Source organism: uncultured Methanobrevibacter sp. (assembly GCF_902769175.1).
In the GTDB taxonomy this organism is placed as follows: Archaea; Methanobacteriota; Methanobacteria; order Methanobacteriales; family Methanobacteriaceae; genus Methanobrevibacter.
Window position 1 is genome coordinate 1 of the sequence record NZ_CACXNW010000049.1, and the last position, 19,717, is coordinate 19,717.

The following is a 19,717-nucleotide window of genomic DNA, read 5'->3' on the forward strand; positions in this document are numbered from 1 at the left end:
GTCTAGTGCGGCTAACTTATTTTCAATACCTTTTGTTTCACCTTCAACCTGGCTTAATGTTGATTCTGCATAAGCTATCAAGCTTTCAGTATCAACATCTTCGACTTCTTTAGGAACTGGAAGGTCAGGACTGATAAAGGACATTAGCATGTCTTTCATTCCCCTTCCTTCTGACAGCGCATCTCCCAATAGTTCGGAAATACCGCTTGTCTTCATAAGAAGTGAAGAGATCTTACCAGTGTGTGGTGTAACTTTAGAAGGTTTCAAAAGTTCTGCTAGCTTAGGATCTTGCTGAATACGTTCAGAAATATCATTTATCTGGACAACACCCTCGTCGTGAAGTGCACTGACTGTAGGACCATCGTATTTGTCCAAAGTTATAACATTAAGCTTACGCATTCTCGCAGTTCTAAACATTATCTCACACTATAAAATATTTTTAACAATAATTGAAGCAGCCTCATCTATATTTTTTCTAGCAGCGTTTTTGATGTTTGCAACATCTTTTTCTGCTTGAGAACTTATAGTTTCAGCTTCTTTCTTTGCATTTTCTTCTGCATTAAAAACAGTAGATTGAGCTTCTTCGCTAGCTTCATTCTTAGCAGTTTCAACCATCTCATTTGCTTTTAATGTAGCATCATCAATCATTGCTTTCGCATCGACTGTTGATTGTTCTACTAAGGAATCAGCATCGCTTTCAGCTTTTTTTATTTGGGTAATAGCTTCTGATATCCCTATATCCCTGCCATAATAAATCACCATGGTACATCTATTTTTATTTTTATTAATATATATATTTTATTAAAATATTGTAATATTATAATTATATAGGAAAATATATTGAACCAGGAAAAGTAAAATAAGGCAGAAAAATCATGGCAATTTTGATATAAAATTTTAGGGAAAATTGAAAAGAATAAAGTTGGATTTGCAAAAAAATCTAATAAAAATTTGAAAAAAATAAAATAGATTAGAATTAATAGAATTCAAAATAAAATGATAAAAACAGAGATTTTAAAATTTTCATGAAAAAGCTTGAAATTACATGAAAAGAAAAATTGATTTAAGAAAATTTTTAAAGAATAGCTGGAAAAATAGCTGAAGAAAGGAAAAAATAAAAAATTGAAATTTGTTTGAAAAAATTTAAAAAAAATTATAAAAATTTTGTAAAAATTATTAAAAAAATAAAGAATTAGAAAAAATTAAAAAAAATAAAAAAATATTGTAAAAATTACTAAAAAAATAAAGAATTAGAAAAAATTAAAAAAATTATAAAACTATCGTAAAATCATTTGAAAAATAAAGAATTAAAAAAATAACTGTAATTAATTTAAAAAAAGGAAAATAAAAAAAATTAAATAAAAATTAAATAAGTTTAATGGAATAATCTTAAGAAAGACTTTGGCAATTTTCCTAGATAAGCAACAATTGCTATTGCAAGCAATATAACACCAAATAAAATGAAAATAATATTATATGGCATTAATAGGAATGTGATTCCTACTGCAAAGAAGATTAAACCATCAATAAAGATTGCTGCTTTAGTCCAACTTGGTTCAAAGACAGTTAATGCAAGTGTCCAACCAACTACAACAAGCACTACAGTTGAAGCAATAACTTCCAAAGTCACTGGATTTGAATCAGCATAATTCCATAATCCTAAAATGATTAAAATAGCTGAAAAAGCTAATAAAATAATAGATTTCTTTGTTAATCTCATAATACCCTCTTTAAATCATTTAAATTTATGTAAATATAATTTATAATAATTTGCATCTATAAATGATATATTCTTAAATGTTAATAAATTTATTCTTATTTTAACTAATCTTGTTTAAACTATTTTAAAAATAGTCTTATTTTGAATAATCTCATTTGAATATTCTTATTTTAAATTAAATAGCAAATAAAAGTCAATCATTCCAATTCAGACAGTTCAATTGCCTTATCCCAAGTAGATTGTTCATAAAAGACTTCCAAATCCCTAACGCTGTCAAACTCTAAAGGATTTCCTTCAGTATCCTTCTTTTCAGTTGTGATTAAGATTACGTTTGACCTTTGAAATATGCTGTAAGCAAAATATATGACATTCACTATGAGAGCACGATAATCAATGAAGATTCCAATTAGAAGAAAAGGAAGATGGATAAGGATGCTTCCATAATTATTTTTCTTTAGCAATACATACTTGTTTGTCTCATCTTTGATGGAATACTTGGATTCTACAAAAAGATCAGACAATTGATGCATTATTTCCTTATCACGTGCATGAACAATTTTTGGCTTCATAATATCAGCAGAGAATAAATTTATTTGTAAATGACCAATTCATCAATGCTTTTTCTTGGAGTGTCTCTTGGCTCTGCATTTCCATATCCTAATGGAGTGAATAATACAGGTTCCCATTCATCCCCTAAATCAAGGAATTCCCTTGCTTCATCTGGCTTGAATGCACCAATAAAACAAGTGTTTAAGCCGACATCTTCAGCTGCAAGAATCATATGGGTCATTACAATGGTTGCATCAATTTCGGCAATGTTCCAATTGTCATACTTTCTAGTCCAAGCATCATCCTTTGAAGCGACTACACAAAGAACAATAGGTGCTTGTGTAAACCAGTCAGGACTGTAAATGGCATTTAACTCGTCTTTATATTTTTTAGCATCAATTACAACAACTTTAAAAGGCTGGAAGTTTACTCCAGTTGGAGCCAATTGAGCAGCTTTCAATATCTTATCTAATTTCTCTTGCTCAACTTCCTTATCTTCAAAGCCTCTCATACTGTATCTTTTTTCAATTAAATCAAAAAATTCCATTTAAATTTCTCCTATTGATAATAGAATATCTAATAAATTTTATAGTAGTTAAACCAACGTAAAGCAATAAATAACTAGCTAAACCAACGTAAAGCAATAAATAACTAGCTAAACCAACGTAAAGCAATAAATAACTAGCTAAACCAACGTAAAGCAATAAATAACTAGCTAAACTAATGTAAAGCAATAAATCGTTAACTAAACTAAGCTAAAGCAATAATTTTATAATTAATCTTCAATATCCCTATTTTTAAAACCTTCGTATACGATATCTTCCAAGTCACAGAAGCGTCTGAATTTCTCTTCCTCTTCCATTTCCTCATATGCATGTGCTACAAGTCCAGGCAATCTTCCAATCATAAAGATGCCTAATCCTAAGGAACTGTCAAAGCCTAAATCAGATAGCAATCCTGCATTTGCACCATCAACATTCAAGCAAATGCCTTTACGCTCTGATAAGATGCTTTCAATGACAAGAGCCAATTTGGTATGTGGACCAATAGAGGATTGCAAAATAGCTAAATCCAATAATCTTACTGCACGAGGATCCTTGCTATGATACCTATGGCCATATCCAGGTATTCTTTTAGATTCGCTTTCATATTTTTCAACAATTTCAATGGCTTTTCGAGCTATTTTCTTATTGATATCCCCTTCTTCGCACTCTTCAAGATTCAAAGATTCTATTGATTTCTGGAATAGTTTCATAGCCTTTTCAATTGCCCCTGCATGATTTTTTCCAAAGGACAATAAACCACCAGCAACAGCATTGTTTATTCCAGCTCCTGAAGATGCAATAAGCCTTGCAGACTGTGTGCTTGGAGGAGTTACAGCATGATCACAAAAAGAAACAAGAATATGGTTGAAAAGCTTAGCTTCCCTTTCATCTGGCAACCTTTCCCTTAGAAGCAAAAAGACCATTTCAGCAAAGCGGAGATTGGTAATCAAATCTTCTTGATTATATCCTCTTGTAGATAAATGATTAGGTTTTACATCAGTTATCTTGGTCTTGATTCTCTGCTCAGGAAATTTAAAACCATTCTTTCCAGGTTTTTGATTATCTTTCATAATATTCTCCTTAAAAAACCATCTAAATTATCATTTTATAATTATAATTTTTTCCATATATAATTCTATTTTAGTTAACTTCAATAACTATAATTCAAAACTCAATTAATTCTTTTAGTAAGCTTTAAAAACTAATATATAAATTCTACAAAAATGTACTTTAGCAAAATATAACATTAATACTCAAAACTGCTGACTCTTGGCTCTACAAAGCATGCAGGTCTTGTTGCAACTATCCGAACTCCACTTGCCCTTTGAGATCCAATGTTTACAAAGGAACCTAAAACAGTTGTCTTGCCTCCAAGTCCCAATGGACCGATATCAGTTTTATTCAATTCTTCAGCAATGTACTTTTCAGTTTCAGACTGAATGTTTAGATTGCCATGAGCCATAGCCCTTAACATAAGTGCATTTGCTTCAAAATGTGTTCTTCCAACTCCAATAGCTGGAATTGAAGGAGTACAGCCTAACATAGACAAGGATTCCTTCAGCCAATCAATCGCTTCGCCAAATACAATATTGGAATCCCTTTTATGGAATACCCTATAAGTTTTTGCTCTTATTTCAGGCCCTCCACCTTCTAAAAGGATTGTAATTCGAATCTTATCATCATCCACTCCAATACGCCTTCCATAAGTGGATTCATCCTTCCATTCAAATAAGAAGGAAGCAGGCTTCATCATATTTGATTCATTATAGAGCCCTTGAGATTGCTCTATTCTTTCTATGTCATTTCCCTTAACTGCCATTGGCCTTCCTGGAAGCTTATCCAATCCTTTAGCAATGCCTATATTTATTTCATTAAAGAAGCTTGATGGAATCTCCCTTTCATTGCCAACTTCAATTAAAACATGAGGAATACCTGTATCATCACATAAGGGAAGCTTATTCTCCTTAGCAACCTTAAAGTTTTCAATCATTTGCTCTAAAGCCCAAACTGCATTTTCATTATCCAATGACTTCTCTAATTTCAAGGCATTTTCATAGGCAATCAATCTATCTTCGCTATATGAACTGCCAGCATTAACAACTGCATTTTGAACTTTTTCAATTAAATCCATAATATCAACAAACAATTTCAATTTAGAAAAAAATAAAGTTTAATTTAATAAAATAATCAATTTCAATAACATGTGCTCGTTATAAATTTAGATTTAGAAATTTCTTAATTATAATTTACTCATAATAAATTCCAGAAAAAACATATAGAGATTACATAATTATAACCTAATAATAAATTCCAGAAAAAATACCAAAGTTAGATAATTATAATTTACTCATAATAGCTTCAGGATAAAACCTTTCAATCACATCTCTCACTAAAGCAACTTGCTTAGCCCTTTGGCGAGCTTCCTTTTCAGTTGTGTCCCAACTGTGATGCTTAGCAACAGATCCTCCAGTCTTTAGGTATATTGGACTTGCTGCCTTAATCATTTCAGGAACTTCATAATGGCGTATGAATCCACCTGTTGACTTAGGGTTTTCAGTATGAATGTCAATAGGAATGTCTATCGCATCCCTTAAGGATGCAAGCATTGGAATCTGAAGGTCCCTTACAGGATTTAATGAATCAAGACCGATTGATTCAAATAGCTTAGCAGAAGCAGGATTGGAACAGCCTGCATGAGCAGAAAGCTTGAACTTAAGGTCATTTGGCAACTCTCCTTCATCTCTCATTTTAGCAAGGGCATAAAGCAAACCTTCATCATAGAGCAAGATGCCTCTAACGCCAAGATTCACTGCTATTTTAACATCTTCAATTGCATATAAAAGGTTTTTATAGCCTCTTAACCTATAGCCTATACGTTTTCCTTCTTCAGTTTGAACAGTGGCACTTGTATCATAAGGCGCTCTTGGCCCAACAGCTAAAAACAATTGGATATTAGCATCCTGAGCCATGCTAACCATTTGGCTGATTTCATCATCTAAGAGGAACATGATTCCTTTTGTTTGAGTAGCCCTATGAATAGTTAAATCATAATCATTGCAAGCATTTAAAAGAGATTCAAGTGCAGAAGGACCTTGTATTCCTGGAACTTCAAACCGGTATTGCCCTCCATCTTCAAATCGCTTTTCGGAAATGTAATCATTAGGTATTTCATTAATTCCTAACTTTTCCAATGATTTTTTAGTTTCATCCATCATAAAAATCACTTTCAATAAAAATATAATCATTTAAATTATTAATTTATCAAACAAATAAAAATATTACATTAAAATTATTTATTTCCTCATAAATAAAATACAATCATTTAAATTATTAATTTATCCAATATTAAAATCTAAAATATTATTTAAAGCATTAATCCAGTTAGATTGATTCAATTAGATTAATCCACTAAGCTCAATTCATTGAAAACCTCATAAACTGAACAATCTTCCATATGTTTAATTATTTGTAACTTATTCATATTAAACTTAGGATTCAAGGTCTTGAATTTATCTAGAATATCCTCATAGGATAATGGATTTTCAACTTCACCTAAAGGATAAAAAGTTGTATTTTCCAAATCAGAACTTTCATCATCATTTAATTTAATAATTACTTTTGAAGGTCTTTTTTCTGGAGTCAATTTATTCAATTCTTCATTATTATTGATTTCAATCTTATTTGCAATTTCCCTAATTTTTAAAACCTTTTCATCATCTGCATTTTCATCAAAAAGACCTTTTTCAACCAATTCGTCAATTGAATCCAAACCTAAATCATCTGCAACTAATGAAATAGCTATAGCATAAGGCAATGATTGCTTTAAATCCTGCAGATTCCTTGGATTGAAATTATCATGCTCACTTGCTATCCTATAGGTTTCTATATCAATTGAAGAAATAAAATCCAAATCCAAATCTAAATCATTCAAATCCTCTTTAAGCACTAATGTTGAATCAATTGCTGAATGAATATGTCTGCAAAATGGATATTTCTTTAAATAAACCTCATTTATATGGAATTTATTTAGATTCATATCAATGAACTGGGATAATTGGGAACAATTGAGCTTTCCAACTTCATCACAATGCCTATCATATAAGCTTGAAGATAATGCTTTAATGAATCCTTCATTTCCATCAATTAAAGATTCTCCACCTGTGAATCCATTCTTAGCCAAAAATGCTGACAATATTCCATTGTAGACTGCATTTCCTGCATGCAATGATTTTCCCATAGTTCCTGCATGATCTGCCTCAAGAAGACCTGATGATTGGGTGGCACATAATCCTAAGCAATGCTCTGTCTTTTCAAGGTCAAGTCCTAAAAGCTTAGATGCAACTGCTCCAGCTGCAAATGATCCTATTGTACCTGTGCTATGAAATCCCTGATTTCTATGGTCCGGATTTACAAGCATTCCAAGTGCAATGGCTATTTCATATCCAACAATGACTGCTTCGAAAAACTCTTGTCCTGAAATGTCCAAGTCTAAATTCCTATCGCCAACCATAGCTAAAACAGTTGAAAATACAACTGTTCCAGGATGCAATTGAGCTAATCTATGACCATCATCCAAATCAAGGCTATGGGAAGCAATTCCATTGACAAATCCCTTATTCAATGAATTGAAATCACCACCATATAATTCATAAATTGTTTTAATGGATATTTTAGAGTTTTCAGATTCCAAACCCCTTAAATAAACAGCCAAATAATCAATAAAACATAATTTAGCCTTTTTAATAGATTCTTTAGGAATATCTTCATATTTAAGATTAATTAAAAATTCAGACAATTGGTTAATTATCATGGTTATTATCTTTATAATTACTACATAATAAATTGATACAATTTTAGAAAGTGCCTGCGAAAATTTTTAAATTATTCAAATCTTGAAAATTTAAAAAAAAGCATCAAAAAACCACTTAAAAATATTAAAAGCAATAGATAAAAAGACATCCGAAATAATTTAAAATTATTAAAAGCCCTAAAATATAAAAAAAATTAAAAGATTATAAATAATATTTTGAACATATGAAAAAATAATGTTAAGAAATAGATTTTATAACGTTTAAATTTAAAGATTTGGAGGTGGAAGGATAGGACATAAAAAATGGAAATTAGTTTTCATTCTAAGCATATTATCGATATTACTTATCAATACAGTCCATGCTACAGATGATATTCCAGTTAATGATGAAATTAGTCCTTCTAATGAAAATCTTAAAATAAGCAATGCAGATAATTTATTCAACAATGAGAAAACTATTGAAAATGATTTGAAAACTATTGATATTGAATCTGATTCAAAATTAGAATCCTCCGAAAGAGTGGAAGCAGACCAAGAAGAGGATTTTAGTTATGTGCAAAGTTTAATTGATAATGCAAAGGATGGAGATTCGATTATTTTGAAAAATAAAACTTATAAAGGTAATGGAACTCCAATCAGCATAAATAAAAACTTAAATCTATACGGATATCAATATGAAAGCAATATCAACACCATTCTTGATGCAGACTTTAAATCCAACATATTTTCTATTAATGAAAATGTCCATATCAATATCTATGGATTAAGTTTAATAAATGGAAAAAACTATAATGGAGGAGCCATTTACAATCAAGGCACTTTAAAAATATATAAATCCAATTTTAAACTTAATGATGGAGAATGGGGAGGATGCATATATAATGGAAAAGATTTGGAAGCATATGACTCCACATTTGATAAAAACACAGCATTTGAAGCTGGCGCTATCTACAATGCCGCAAATCTAAAAATAGAAAACTGTAATTTTACAAGCCAAAAAGTTCGTCATAAGGCAGGAGTAATCTTCAGCAGCAGAAATCTTATTATAAATAATTCTATTTTTAGGCTTACAAGCGGTTCTGACGAAGGAGGAGCAATATTTACAAATGGAGGAAGCATAACTATTGATTCTTCCAAGTTTGAATTGAACAAAGCTTTAAGCTATGGCGGAAGTATTGACAATAGCGGAACCATGACTATAAAAAACTGTGAATTCATCAGCAATAGCGCTTATGGTGCAGGTGCTATAGATAATGGAGGGGAATTGACAATAATAAACTCCACTTTCATAAATAATAAAGCAACTGTAAACGGTGGGGCTATTGACAGCAATAAACATCTAAATATCTTAGGTTCTGTTTTTGAAAACAACACAGCTAAAGGAAATGGTGGAGCGATACTTGCAAGGGGAAAAACAACTCTAAGCCATTCGTCAATCATTAACAATATTGATTCTCAAGGCTATGGGATTTACAGCTACGAGGATAATATTTCATTAGATAATAATTGGTGGGGTTCCAATAATCCTAAATTTGAAAGGATATTAAATATAGAAATTTCAAATGATTTTAGATGGGTCTTAATGAATTTTACAAACATTACTCCATTAATGCAAAGTTCAGAATCTGAATTAATCTTTACTTTCAATCAGACAACTGATAAAAACAAAAATCAATATTCATTAAAAAACAGTTCAAAAATGCCCTATATCCTTGGAAGTTTTGTTTTAGAAGGAGAAAATGGGAAAAAGATTTTTAAAGTAAATGCCACTAATGGAAAACTATTAAAGACCATTTATATCGGATTAGATAAAACAATCACCGCAATTTTTAATGAGGAAAGCATTAGCTTGGATATCTTAGAGAAAACTGATGAGCATAATGAAACAGATAATGAGACAGATGATGATACTTATGAAGATCTTGACTATGGGGATGTGGACAAAAACACTACTCCAAATCAATCCAATAAATCAGATGATTCAATCAATAGAAATAATGCTTCAAATGATTTTAGTAAACAGGAGACTTTTAATTTAGATAAATTTAAAAACAAAGATTTTACTAAATCCATCCAAAAATCTACCAATCCAAAATTAGACAATTCAAATACAAACAGTTCTAATGAAGAGATTTATGATGAAGGAATAAATGAAAAATCTGAATCCGATGATTTGAATAAATATCAAAATTATCTCATTCCAATTGCAATTCTCATATTAGCATTATTCATCATATTTGCTGCAAAACGGAAAAAAGACAATAATGAATGAAGATTAACTTTTAAATTTAGAAAAAAACATAACGAAACACTTTTTAGATAGAAATTTATTTCTATCATTACTTTTTTTATAATTTAAATTAATTCAATAAAAAAAAAAACATGAAAAAACTACTTTTTTTGGCTGTGTAAAAATTTATAGGATTATATTCATTTATCAATTGATCATTTATAAGTAAATTATAAGTTTATAATCTTAGGCCTAGATCTTTTACAGCATCCTTTTTTAAAAAAAAAAAATAATTTAATAATATACTCACTAAAAAAAGACTAGATTCAAAAAAGAGTTATACATGAAAAATTATTTAAGTTTCTTTGATAAATTAAAAAGAAAAAAGGGAACCTAAACCCCCCATTATAGCATAAGGGAGGTTAACATATGTTTAAATTGTTTAAGAGAGAATCTTTCTACAAAATATTTATTCCACTCTTAATTTCTGTAGTGAAAGACTTTGATTGAAAAGATATGCAAATAATGCATAATATGCTGCAATTTGTGGCTGATATTCAATAGCTATAGAACTATCAGATATGTTTTTACTTATTTCCTTAAGATTTTCATTAACAGGCAAATAAATATATTCAAAGCCATAAAACTTACCTGAACATTTAGTTCCGTTGGAATTACAGAAATAGATTGATTCAGTTACTGTTTCATTAACAGAAGCTTGAGATTTATCTAATTCAAAAACAATCTTTAAAGGATTGCTATCACTATGATGCTTATTCTTTTGGAATATGGTAGCTTTCCATTCAACTAACTGATCATTGTTTGAACTAGGATTTTTTCCTGCCCAATAATTATCCCTAATTGTGTCATAATAACCACAATTAAATACTGTCTGTCCTTCATCACCTGCAGAGTTATTCATGAAAATATTATTCCTCAAAGACAAGTGAGAGTTATGTGAATCCAGATAAATTGCGCCTCCTTCATCAGTGCATCTATTGCCTACAAAAATACAGCTTGCAAAGGTAATGCGATTTTCATTTTTGATATATACTGCTCCACCGTCATCACTAATAGTGCCAAGACCTGCACTATTATAAATGAAAGATGCATAATAAACATCAGAACTGAAATAATTTGCATATATTGCACCACCTTTAGAATCATAAGCAACATTTTTTTCAAAATGGGAAGGTGTTTTTTCAATTGCCACTTTATCTGCAAAAACAGCCCCTCCAGAACGACCGGCATAATTTTTACTAAAATTACAGTGATCAATAATAACTTTATTTTTCCCTAAAATTGCACCACCCTCAATATCTGCTTTATTTGAATTAAATGTAGAATTTATAAGAGACAATTCTGTTTGAGAGTATACTGCTCCACCATAGCAATTAGCATAATTGGAGTCAAATATTGAATTTAATATAGTGAGAGAATTATAACCTATATTACAAATTGCCCCACCTCTCTTTTTTAATGCATGATTATTTATAAATGAACAATTATCAATAATATACCATGCATCTTGAGCAATAAAAATAGCACCACTGTCAATACATGCGTTTTTGATTATAAGATTCTTTATTAATATGTGTCCTTTAGTTGATTTAAAACAGCCATGCTGATGGGCATCAAGGGTATGGCCATGACCATCAATAGTTAAGTCCTTATTAATCATTAGGACATGGCCACCGAGATTAGTGAAATCATCATACAAATCAAGAGTCGAACCGGCAGGTGTATCATTTATTTTTGATTTAAGATCATCAAAACTCAATGTTTCTTGAGTGGAATTAGAATCGGCAGTAATATTTTCAGAGCCAATAGCTGAATCCTCATCATTCAATGAAGAATCATCACAATCAACAACTAAAGAATCCCCACCATCCAATGAAGAACCATCACAATCAACAACTAAAGAATCATCCTGCAAATAAGACGAATCAGTACCATCAATTTCAACAGCAGAAATAGATGCCATTGATAAGAAAATTAAAAATATTGATAAAATAATAAGATTTTTTAAATTTATTAGGATTCCCCCATTTTTTCATTATGTATATATTTGAAACTTAATATATAAAAATTTACTCGAATGTAAGTGCTTACTTTCACTTTAAATAATATTAAATTAACAGAATAAACAAAAAAAGACAATTTTATCAAAAAATCAAAAATTAGAGTAAAATATGAAGAGATATTAAAATTTAAAATCTTTTTCTTTGGAAAACAAATATAAAGAAATAACAAAATTGAAAAAGATTCTCTTCGGATAACTTAAAAAGAATAAAAAAAGGAGCTTAAACCTCCTTAATTAACATCAAAGAAGTGCAACATCTCTAAATTTTAAACATCCGAGAGGTGCAAAATCTCTAATTGTTTAAAAAAAATTTTATTTAGCAAAAAAATATTTAATTCACATTTAATCTTTGTTCTTTAAGAGGATAACCATAAAGATATGAGAATATAATATATTTTGCTGCCATTTTAGGATTAATTTTAATAGATATAGAATTATCATCGACATATTTACTTACTTGCCTAAGATTTTCATTTACCTGTAAATAAATTCTATCCAAACCAATAAGCTTACCTAAAAATTTTTTACCATCCGAATTAACGAAATAGAACAATGCATTAACTGTTTCATTAACAGAAACATTAGATTTATCTAACTCAAAAACAATGCTTAAAGGATTGCTATCACTATGATGCACATTTTTTTTGGAATATGGTAGCTTTCCATTCAATTAACTGATCATTGTCGGAACTAGGATTATTAAAGGATTATTAAAACCCCAAAAGTTATTTTCAATTACATCATAATAACCACAATTATATACAGACTGCCCTTCACAAGTAGCAGAATTATTAATGAAAATATTATTCCTCAAAGATAAGTGAGACTTACTTGAATCCAGATAAATTGCACCTCCTTCATCAGAACAACGATTGAACCCAAATAAACAGCTTTCAAAAGTAACATGATTTTCTTCACGGATATATATTGCTCCACCATCTTTACCATATGAATTCAAACCTGCATGATTATTAAGAAACATTGCATTATAAACATCAGTATTGAATTTTTTTGCAAATATTGCACCGCCAATACCGGTATCTGCAGAATTATCCATAAAAACGGAAGGTGTTTTTTCCATTGATACGGATTCAGCATAAACTGCACCACCAGAGATATATGCAGAATTACCACGAAATGTACAGCCATCAATATTTACTGACATAAATGTGCGTACTGCACCACCATAATTATGGGACCTGCTATATCCAAATACAGAATTTTCAAGGAATATATTTCCATTAGAGTATACTGCACCTCCAAATATTGAAGCACTATTATAAAGAAAGGTGGAATTTATTATAAAGAGAGGATTGGTCCCAATAGAGTTTACTGCTCCACCATATTCTCCAAAATTGCTCCAAAATGAACAATTGTTAATAACATATGATGCATTATAACCAATAAAAATTGCACCAGTATATTCAGACGGCCCATATATCTTCACAGCATTCGATGAATTTCCATTTATTATCTTAAGATTTTTTAGGCAAATATTTCCCATATCTGATTTAATACCAAAATATTGATTTAAATCAATAGTATGACCCTTTCCATCAATTGTTAAATCCTTATTTATTGATATGAATGACCCATCCTCATTAATATAATCTGCATCTAATTCCAGAGTTGAACCTGCAGGGGCATCATCTATTAATGATTGAATGTCATGAAAGTTCAATTGCTTTTTAATAGAAACAAAATTAACAACAGAATTTTCAGAGTTGATAACAGAATCATTCACATTCAAATCCTCACAAACAACAACAGAATCATTCACATTCAAATCCTCACAAACAACAACAGAATCATCCACATTTAATGCATTATTATATTCAACTGCTAAAAAATCATCATGCAAAGATGATGAATCAGTACCATTCAATTCAACAGCAGAAATAGATGCCATTGATAAGAAAATTAAAAATATTGATATAAAAATAAGATTTTTAAATTTTATTAGGATTCCCCCATATTCAATATTTTATATTTTTAAAACTTAACTTATAAAAGATTAATTGAATGCAAGTACTTGCTTTCACTTAAAATTTTATAAATTTGACTGAATTAAAAATTAAATAATATTTCTATCAAAACACAATAATCAAAGCAAAAATAGGGATAAACAGCAAAATTTAGACTGTTTTCTCCAGATAATGAAAAAAAAAAATAAAAAAAGGAACATGAACCTCCTTAACTAAAGAGAGAGGTTCAACATACCGACAAAATGTTTAACACTGAATTTTTTTTACAAAAAATATTTAATCCATTTTTAAAACGCTATATTTTTTACAAAAAATATTTAATCCACTTTTAAATTATATCTTCCAAGAGTATGATCGTGAAGAAATGCAAATATAACATAGTTTGCTGCATCTTCAGCCCTATATTCAGCAGTTATAGAACTATCACTTACTCTTTTTTTATTTCCTTAAGATTTTCATTAAACTTGAAAACAACATCACATAAACCATAAATCCTCCCTGCAAATAAAGTGCCATCAGATTTCATGAAATGAAGTGAACTTTTAACTGTTTCATTAACAGAAACATGAGATTTATCAAAATCAAAAACGATGCTTAAAGGATTGCTATCACTATGATGCACATTTTTTTTGGAATATGGTAGCTTTCCATTCAATTAACTGATCATTGTCGGAACTAGGATTATTAAATTATTCGTCAAAATCATTGTCGGAACTAGGATTATTAAAACCCCAAAAGTTATTTTCAATTTCATCATAATAACTACAATTATATACTGATTGCCCTTCATAGCCTGCAGAATTATCCATGAAAATATTAGTATCCAAAGTTAAGTGAGAGTTACTTGTATCTAGATAAATTGCACCACCTTCATCAGTACAACTATTGCCTATAAATACACAGTTTTCAAAAGTAACAGTATCTGCACAGTTGATATATACAGCTCCACCATCCTTAGAATAGGATTCTCCACCTGCATGATTATTAATGAAACTTACTAAAATAACATCCGTAGAGAATCTGTTGGTATATATTGCACCACCATGACCTTCCTTTGCAGAATTATTTATAAAATAGGAAGGAACTCTTTTTAGTGCTATATTATCTGCTTCAACTGCACCTCCACAATTACGTGCATAATTATCCCTAAAAATACATCTACCGATATTTACGTCTTTCCTCGAGTATACTGCGCCACCATCAATTTCTGCATTATTTGATGTGAAATTACAATTTTCAAGATATACGTTTCCATAAGAGTATATGGCACCACCACATCTTGAAGCACTATTGAAGTCAAAAGTACAATTTTTTACAAAGATATCATTGGACCCAATAGAGTTTACTACTCCACCAAATTTTGCATGATTATTTATAAATGAACAATTGTCAAGAGAATATGATGCCTTTTCCCAATAAAAATAACACTATTCTGGAAAGAATCTCCATTTTTTATAATAAGATTCTTTAAGCATACATTTCCAGTGCTAGATTTAAAACCTGCATGCTGATTTAAATCAATAGTATGACCATTACCGTCAATGGTTAAGTCCTTATCAATAATTATGACAGATCCATCGTCGTTAATAAAATCATTTTGCAATTCAAGAGGATAAGATGAAGATGCACTATTTATTATTGATTGAAGCTGATGAAATTTCAATGATTCTGGCTTAGAAACAATATCAGCATCCCTATTTTTAGAGCCAATACCAGAATCATCTACATCTAAATTATCAGAGTCAACAACAGAATCAACTGCATTTAATGCATTATTATAATCAACCACTAAAGAATCATCATCCAAATATGATGAATCAGTACCATCAATTTCAACAGCAGAACTAGATGCCATTGATAAGAAAATTAAAAATATTGATAAAATAATAAGATTTTTTAAATTTATTAGGATTCCCCCATTTTTTCATCATGTATATATTTGAAACTTAATATATAAAAGTTTACTCGAATGCAAGTGCTTACTTTCACTTTAAATCATATTAAATTAATAGAATAAACAAAAAAAGACAAATTTATCAAAAAATCAAAAATTAGAGCAAAATACGGAGGTGTATTAAAATTTAAAATCTTTTCTGCGGATAAAAAATATTAAGAAAAGACAAAATGGAAACCCTATTTCCATAGATAACAAATATTGAGAAATAACAAACTGGAAACCCTATTTCCATAGATAACAAATATTGAGAAATAACAAACTGGAAACCCTATTTCCATAGATAACAAATATTGAGAAATAACAAAATTGAAAATGTTTTTCTTTGGAGAAATTAAAAAGAATAAAAAAGGAGCTTAAACATCCACCAATATAAATCAGAAAGGTTCAACAATCAGTGAAAATTGTTTAAATCTAAATTTTTTTACAAAAAATTTTAAACCGCATTTAATAGTTGTCGTTTGAAATCATGATCTAAAATACGTGAAAGCAAAACATACTTTCCAGCAATTTGAGGCTGAAATTCAATAGTTACAGAATTATCAGTTATATTTTTATTTATTTCATTAAGATTTCCATTAACTATAAAGTAAATATTTTCCAATCCATGAAGAATCCCTGAAAACTTACTGCCATTAGAATTACAGAAATAAATAAATACAGTTGCTGTTTCATTAACTGAAACCTGAGGTTTAGCTAACTCAAAAACAATGCTTAAAGGATTGCTATCACTATGATGCACATTTTTTTGGAATATGGTAGCTTTCCATTCAATTAACTGGTCATTGTCTGAACTAGGATTGTTGCCACCCCAAAAATTATTTTCAATTGCATTATAATAGCCACAATTAAATACTGACTGTCCCTCATCACCAGCAGAATTATCTATGAACATATTATTCCTCAAAGTTAAGTGAGATTTATATGAATCCAAATAAATTGCTCCACCTTCATCACTACATTTATTACCTGCAAAAAAACAATATGCAAAGGTAACATGACTTTCCTTGTTGATATATACTGCTTCGCCATCATCAGTTTCAGCCATTCCTGCACGATTATTAATGAAAGATGCATAATATACATCAGTACCGAATTTATTTGCATATATTGCACCACCCTTACGATTATATGCAACATTAGCTATAAAATGGGAAGGTGTTTTTTCCATTGATACGACATCAGCATAAACTGCTCCCCCATAGCTAGCAGCGACATTATCTATGAAAGTGCAATTACCAATATCTACACCCCTTTGCGTATATGCTACACCACCAGAAAGGGCATAGTTTGATGCAAATCTAGAATTATCAAGATATATCCACCCTTGAGAATATACTGCTCCACCATAGAATGTAACACTATTGGAGTCAAAAATTGAATTTAATATAAAGATAGGATTTGATCCTGCATTATACACTGCTCCACCGTTTGTAGCACGATTATTTGTAAATAAACAATTTTCAATAAAAATTCGTGCATCATTATCACCATAAATAGCGCCACCATTCTCACGATATGCATCTTTCATTATAAGATTCTTTATGACTATGAACCCATTAGTTAACTTTAAACCGTTATGCTGATTAAAATTAATGGTATGGCCATGACCATCAATTGTTAAGCTCTTGTTAATAGTTACAACAGAACCGTATTTATTAATAAAATCATTATACAAATGAAGAGTTGAATCTGCATTGGCATCATTTATTTTTGATTGAAGATCATCAAAGTCCAATATTGGTTGAGAATGAACAACACCAACATTATTATTTTCAGAATTCTCAACAGAAACAGCATCATCTAGCGTACAATCATCATATTCAACTACTAAAGAGGAACCAACATTATTATTTTCAGAATTCTCAACAGAAACAGCATCATCTAGCGTACAATCATCATATTCAACTACTAAAGAGGAAGCAACATTATTTTTTTCAGAATTCTCAACAGAAACAGCATCATCTAGTGTACAATCATCATATTCAACTATAAAAGAGGAATTATGTAAATATGATGAATCAGCACCATCCAACTCAACAGCAGAAATCGATGTCAATGATAAGAAAATTAAAAATAATGATAAAAAAATAAGATTTTTAAAATTTATAAAGATTCCTCCCAACACAAATATAATTTTTTAAAACTTAACATATGAAAATTTATTCGAATATAAGCACTTACTTTCACTTTAAATTACATTAAATTAACAATTAAAAAGCAATTTTATTAAAAAATTAACAATCAGATAAAATATGAAGAGATTGTAAAATTTAGGCTTTGTTGAAATCCTACAAAATTTTATAAAAATCTCTAAAAATAATAATTTTAAAACTATAAAATAAACTTTAGAACTAGGTTATCAACAGCCTAAAATTTAAAATCTTTTTCTTTAGATAAGTGAAAAAGAATAAAATAAGAGCTTAAACCTCCACAAATATAAATCAGGGAGGTTCAACATCTCAATAGATTATTTAACAATAAATTTTCTTAGCAAAAAATTTAATCCACTTTTACCCTTTGTTGTGCAAGAGCATGATCATGAAGATGTGGAAATATAATATACTTTGCTGCCATTTGAGGCTGATATTCGATAGTTATGGAATTATCATCCATATTTTTAGTTATTTCCTTAAGATTTTCATTGATATTGAAATAAACATCATCCAAACCATAAATCTTGCCTAAAAATTTACTGCCGTCAGAATTATTGAAATAGAGTGATGCAGTAATTGTTTCATTAACAGAAACATTATTTTTATCTAAATCAAAAGCAATGATTAAAGGATTGCTGTCACTATGATGCACATTTTTTTGTAATATGGTAGCTTTCCATTCAATTACTTGATCATTGTCTGAACTAGGATTATCAAAGCCCCAAAAGTTATTTTCAATTACATCATAATAACCGCAATTATATGAGGACTGTCCTTCATAACCCGCAGAGTTTCCCATAAAAATATTATTCTTCAAGGACAAGTGGGAATCTTTTGAATCCAGATAAATTGCACCTCCTTCATCAGTGCAGCTATTAGCTATAAATATACAGTTTTCAAAGGTAACGTAATTTCGTTTGAATATGTATACTGCTCCACCATCATAATTAAAGTATCCATTACCTGCATGATTATTAATGAAGCTTGCATAATAAACATCTGTATTGAATTTATTTGCATATATTGCACCGCCAGCAGCATCTGCAGAATTATTTATAAAATAGGAAGGGCTTTTTTTCATTGTTACATTTTCTGCAAAAACTGCACCTCCCTCGTTAGATGCAGAATTATCCCTAAAGGTACATTTATCGATATTTGCTTCTTTATGTGTGTATATTGCACCACCACTTTTCATAGCCTTATTTGATAGGAATAAAGAATTTTCTAGGAATATATTTCCATAAGAGTATACTGCACCAGCAGATTTTGAAACACTATTGGAATCAAAAATTGAATTCCTTATAAATAGAGAATTACGACTAAGAGAGTTTATTGCAGCACCAAAATCTGCACTATTATTAACAAATGTACAATTGTCAATAATATATGATGCATTACTACTAATGAAAATGGCACCAGCAAAGACGAAATTTCCATTTTTCATTATAAGATTCTTTAAGTATACATTTCCACGGCTTGATTTAAAACCTGCATGCTGATTTAAATCAATAGTATGACCATTTCCGTCAATTGTTAAGTTCTTATTAATAACTATGACAGACCCATCGTCGTTAATAAAATCATTGTTCAATACAAGAGTTAAATCTGTAGGAGCATTATTTATTATTGATCGAAGATCAGTGAAATTCAATGCTTTTGGAGTTGAAACAACATCACCACTACCA

18 protein-coding genes and 2 pseudogenes are annotated in these 19,717 nt (G+C 29.8%); 1 reads left to right on the forward strand and 19 read right to left on the reverse strand.

Features of this window, described 5'->3' with window-relative positions; all coding sequences use genetic code 11:
* From QZV12_RS13010 to QZV12_RS13055, 10 genes and pseudogenes are all read right to left on the reverse strand, one after another.
* Positions 1-417: pseudogene (locus QZV12_RS13010) on the reverse strand (V-type ATP synthase subunit I); the annotation flags it as partial.
* 9 nt (positions 418-426) lie between these two features.
* Positions 427-762: an ATP synthase archaeal subunit H gene (gene ahaH, locus QZV12_RS13015; protein WP_295622526.1), complete on the reverse strand. Its 336-nt coding sequence runs from the start codon at positions 760-762 to the stop codon at positions 427-429.
* A gap of 613 nt (positions 763-1,375) precedes the next feature.
* Positions 1,376-1,720, reverse strand: coding sequence for a hypothetical protein (locus QZV12_RS13020; protein WP_295622527.1), 345 nt, complete (start codon positions 1,718-1,720; stop codon positions 1,376-1,378).
* A 197-nt stretch (positions 1,721-1,917) separates the two neighbouring features.
* Positions 1,918-2,289, reverse strand: a complete 372-nt coding sequence (locus QZV12_RS13025) for a hypothetical protein (RefSeq protein WP_295622529.1) — start codon at positions 2,287-2,289, stop codon at positions 1,918-1,920.
* Between the two features lie 20 nt (positions 2,290-2,309).
* Positions 2,310-2,816: a nitroreductase family protein gene (locus tag QZV12_RS13030; protein ID WP_295622531.1), complete on the reverse strand. Its 507-nt coding sequence runs from the start codon at positions 2,814-2,816 to the stop codon at positions 2,310-2,312.
* 228 nt (positions 2,817-3,044) lie between these two features.
* Positions 3,045-3,884: a citryl-CoA lyase gene (locus QZV12_RS13035; RefSeq protein ID WP_295622532.1), complete on the reverse strand. Its 840-nt coding sequence runs from the start codon at positions 3,882-3,884 to the stop codon at positions 3,045-3,047.
* Between the two features lie 176 nt (positions 3,885-4,060).
* Complete coding sequence (locus tag QZV12_RS13040) at positions 4,061-4,945, reverse strand: fumarate hydratase (RefSeq protein ID WP_295622534.1); 885 nt, start codon at positions 4,943-4,945, stop codon at positions 4,061-4,063.
* A gap of 205 nt (positions 4,946-5,150) precedes the next feature.
* Positions 5,151-6,026, reverse strand: a complete 876-nt coding sequence (locus QZV12_RS13045) for a peptidase (protein ID WP_295622559.1) — start codon at positions 6,024-6,026, stop codon at positions 5,151-5,153.
* A 188-nt stretch (positions 6,027-6,214) separates the two neighbouring features.
* The gene (locus QZV12_RS13050; protein ID WP_295622535.1) at positions 6,215-7,624 is read right to left on the reverse strand and encodes an MmgE/PrpD family protein; all 1,410 of its coding nucleotides are present in this window, start codon (positions 7,622-7,624) and stop codon (positions 6,215-6,217) included.
* A gap of 267 nt (positions 7,625-7,891) precedes the next feature.
* Positions 7,892-8,068, reverse strand: coding sequence for a hypothetical protein (locus QZV12_RS13055; RefSeq protein WP_295622537.1), 177 nt, complete (start codon positions 8,066-8,068; stop codon positions 7,892-7,894).
* 25 nt (positions 8,069-8,093) lie between these two features.
* Between QZV12_RS13055 and QZV12_RS13060 the strand changes: the two genes are divergently transcribed.
* Complete coding sequence (locus QZV12_RS13060; RefSeq protein ID WP_295622539.1) at positions 8,094-9,896, forward strand: right-handed parallel beta-helix repeat-containing protein; 1,803 nt, start codon at positions 8,094-8,096, stop codon at positions 9,894-9,896.
* Positions 9,897-10,323: 427 nt separating this feature from the next.
* Here the strand turns inward: QZV12_RS13060 and QZV12_RS13065 are convergent, their stop codons facing one another.
* The 9 genes and pseudogenes from QZV12_RS13065 to QZV12_RS13100 form a co-directional block, all read right to left on the reverse strand.
* Positions 10,324-11,838 (reverse strand): hypothetical protein, encoded by a 1,515-nt coding sequence (locus tag QZV12_RS13065; RefSeq protein WP_295622541.1) that lies wholly within the window; start codon positions 11,836-11,838, stop codon positions 10,324-10,326.
* A 430-nt stretch (positions 11,839-12,268) separates the two neighbouring features.
* The gene (locus QZV12_RS13070; RefSeq protein WP_295622543.1) at positions 12,269-12,574 is read right to left on the reverse strand and encodes a hypothetical protein; all 306 of its coding nucleotides are present in this window, start codon (positions 12,572-12,574) and stop codon (positions 12,269-12,271) included.
* A gap of 33 nt (positions 12,575-12,607) precedes the next feature.
* Positions 12,608-13,846, reverse strand: a complete 1,239-nt coding sequence (locus tag QZV12_RS13075) for a hypothetical protein (protein WP_295622545.1) — start codon at positions 13,844-13,846, stop codon at positions 12,608-12,610.
* Positions 13,847-14,349: 503 nt separating this feature from the next.
* Positions 14,350-14,544, reverse strand: coding sequence for a hypothetical protein (locus QZV12_RS13080; RefSeq protein ID WP_295622548.1), 195 nt, complete (start codon positions 14,542-14,544; stop codon positions 14,350-14,352).
* 67 nt (positions 14,545-14,611) lie between these two features.
* Positions 14,612-14,749 carry a hypothetical protein gene (locus tag QZV12_RS13085; protein WP_295622550.1) on the reverse strand — a complete coding sequence of 46 codons (138 nt, stop codon included), beginning with the start codon at positions 14,747-14,749 and terminating at the stop codon, positions 14,612-14,614.
* 27 nt (positions 14,750-14,776) lie between these two features.
* Positions 14,777-15,298: pseudogene (locus tag QZV12_RS13780) on the reverse strand (hypothetical protein); the annotation flags it as partial.
* The gene (locus tag QZV12_RS13090; RefSeq protein ID WP_295622552.1) at positions 15,295-15,777 is read right to left on the reverse strand and encodes a pectate lyase-like adhesive domain-containing protein; all 483 of its coding nucleotides are present in this window, start codon (positions 15,775-15,777) and stop codon (positions 15,295-15,297) included. The gene QZV12_RS13090 and the pseudogene QZV12_RS13780, both read right to left, overlap by 4 nt.
* A 535-nt stretch (positions 15,778-16,312) precedes the next feature.
* A complete protein-coding gene (locus tag QZV12_RS13095; RefSeq protein ID WP_295622554.1) occupies positions 16,313-17,935 on the reverse strand; it encodes a hypothetical protein in 1,623 nt (540 codons plus the stop codon).
* Positions 17,936-18,378: 443 nt separating this feature from the next.
* On the reverse strand, positions 18,379-19,717 hold a 1,339-nt coding region (locus QZV12_RS13100), incomplete at its 5' end, for a hypothetical protein (protein WP_295622557.1).

What these genes read in the sequence shown, in the direction of transcription:
- ahaH (WP_295622526.1), bottom strand. Translation starts at nt 762, where the DNA reads ATGGTGATTTATTATGGCAGGGATATAGGGATATCAGAAGCTATTACC.
- QZV12_RS13020 (WP_295622527.1), bottom strand. Translation starts at nt 1,720, where the DNA reads ATGAGATTAACAAAGAAATCTATTATTTTATTAGCTTTTTCAGCTATT.
- QZV12_RS13025 (WP_295622529.1), bottom strand. Translation starts at nt 2,289, where the DNA reads ATGAAGCCAAAAATTGTTCATGCACGTGATAAGGAAATAATGCATCAA.
- QZV12_RS13030 (WP_295622531.1), bottom strand. Translation starts at nt 2,816, where the DNA reads ATGGAATTTTTTGATTTAATTGAAAAAAGATACAGTATGAGAGGCTTT.
- QZV12_RS13035 (WP_295622532.1), bottom strand. Translation starts at nt 3,884, where the DNA reads ATGAAAGATAATCAAAAACCTGGAAAGAATGGTTTTAAATTTCCTGAG.
- QZV12_RS13040 (WP_295622534.1), bottom strand. Translation starts at nt 4,945, where the DNA reads ATGGATTTAATTGAAAAAGTTCAAAATGCAGTTGTTAATGCTGGCAGT.
- QZV12_RS13045 (WP_295622559.1), bottom strand. Translation starts at nt 6,026, where the DNA reads ATGGATGAAACTAAAAAATCATTGGAAAAGTTAGGAATTAATGAAATA.
- QZV12_RS13050 (WP_295622535.1), bottom strand. Translation starts at nt 7,624, where the DNA reads ATGATAATTAACCAATTGTCTGAATTTTTAATTAATCTTAAATATGAA.
- QZV12_RS13065 (WP_295622541.1), bottom strand. Translation starts at nt 11,838, where the DNA reads ATGGCATCTATTTCTGCTGTTGAAATTGATGGTACTGATTCGTCTTAT.
- QZV12_RS13075 (WP_295622545.1), bottom strand. Translation starts at nt 13,846, where the DNA reads ATGGCATCTATTTCTGCTGTTGAATTGAATGGTACTGATTCATCATCT.
- QZV12_RS13090 (WP_295622552.1), bottom strand. Translation starts at nt 15,777, where the DNA reads ATGGCATCTAGTTCTGCTGTTGAAATTGATGGTACTGATTCATCATAT.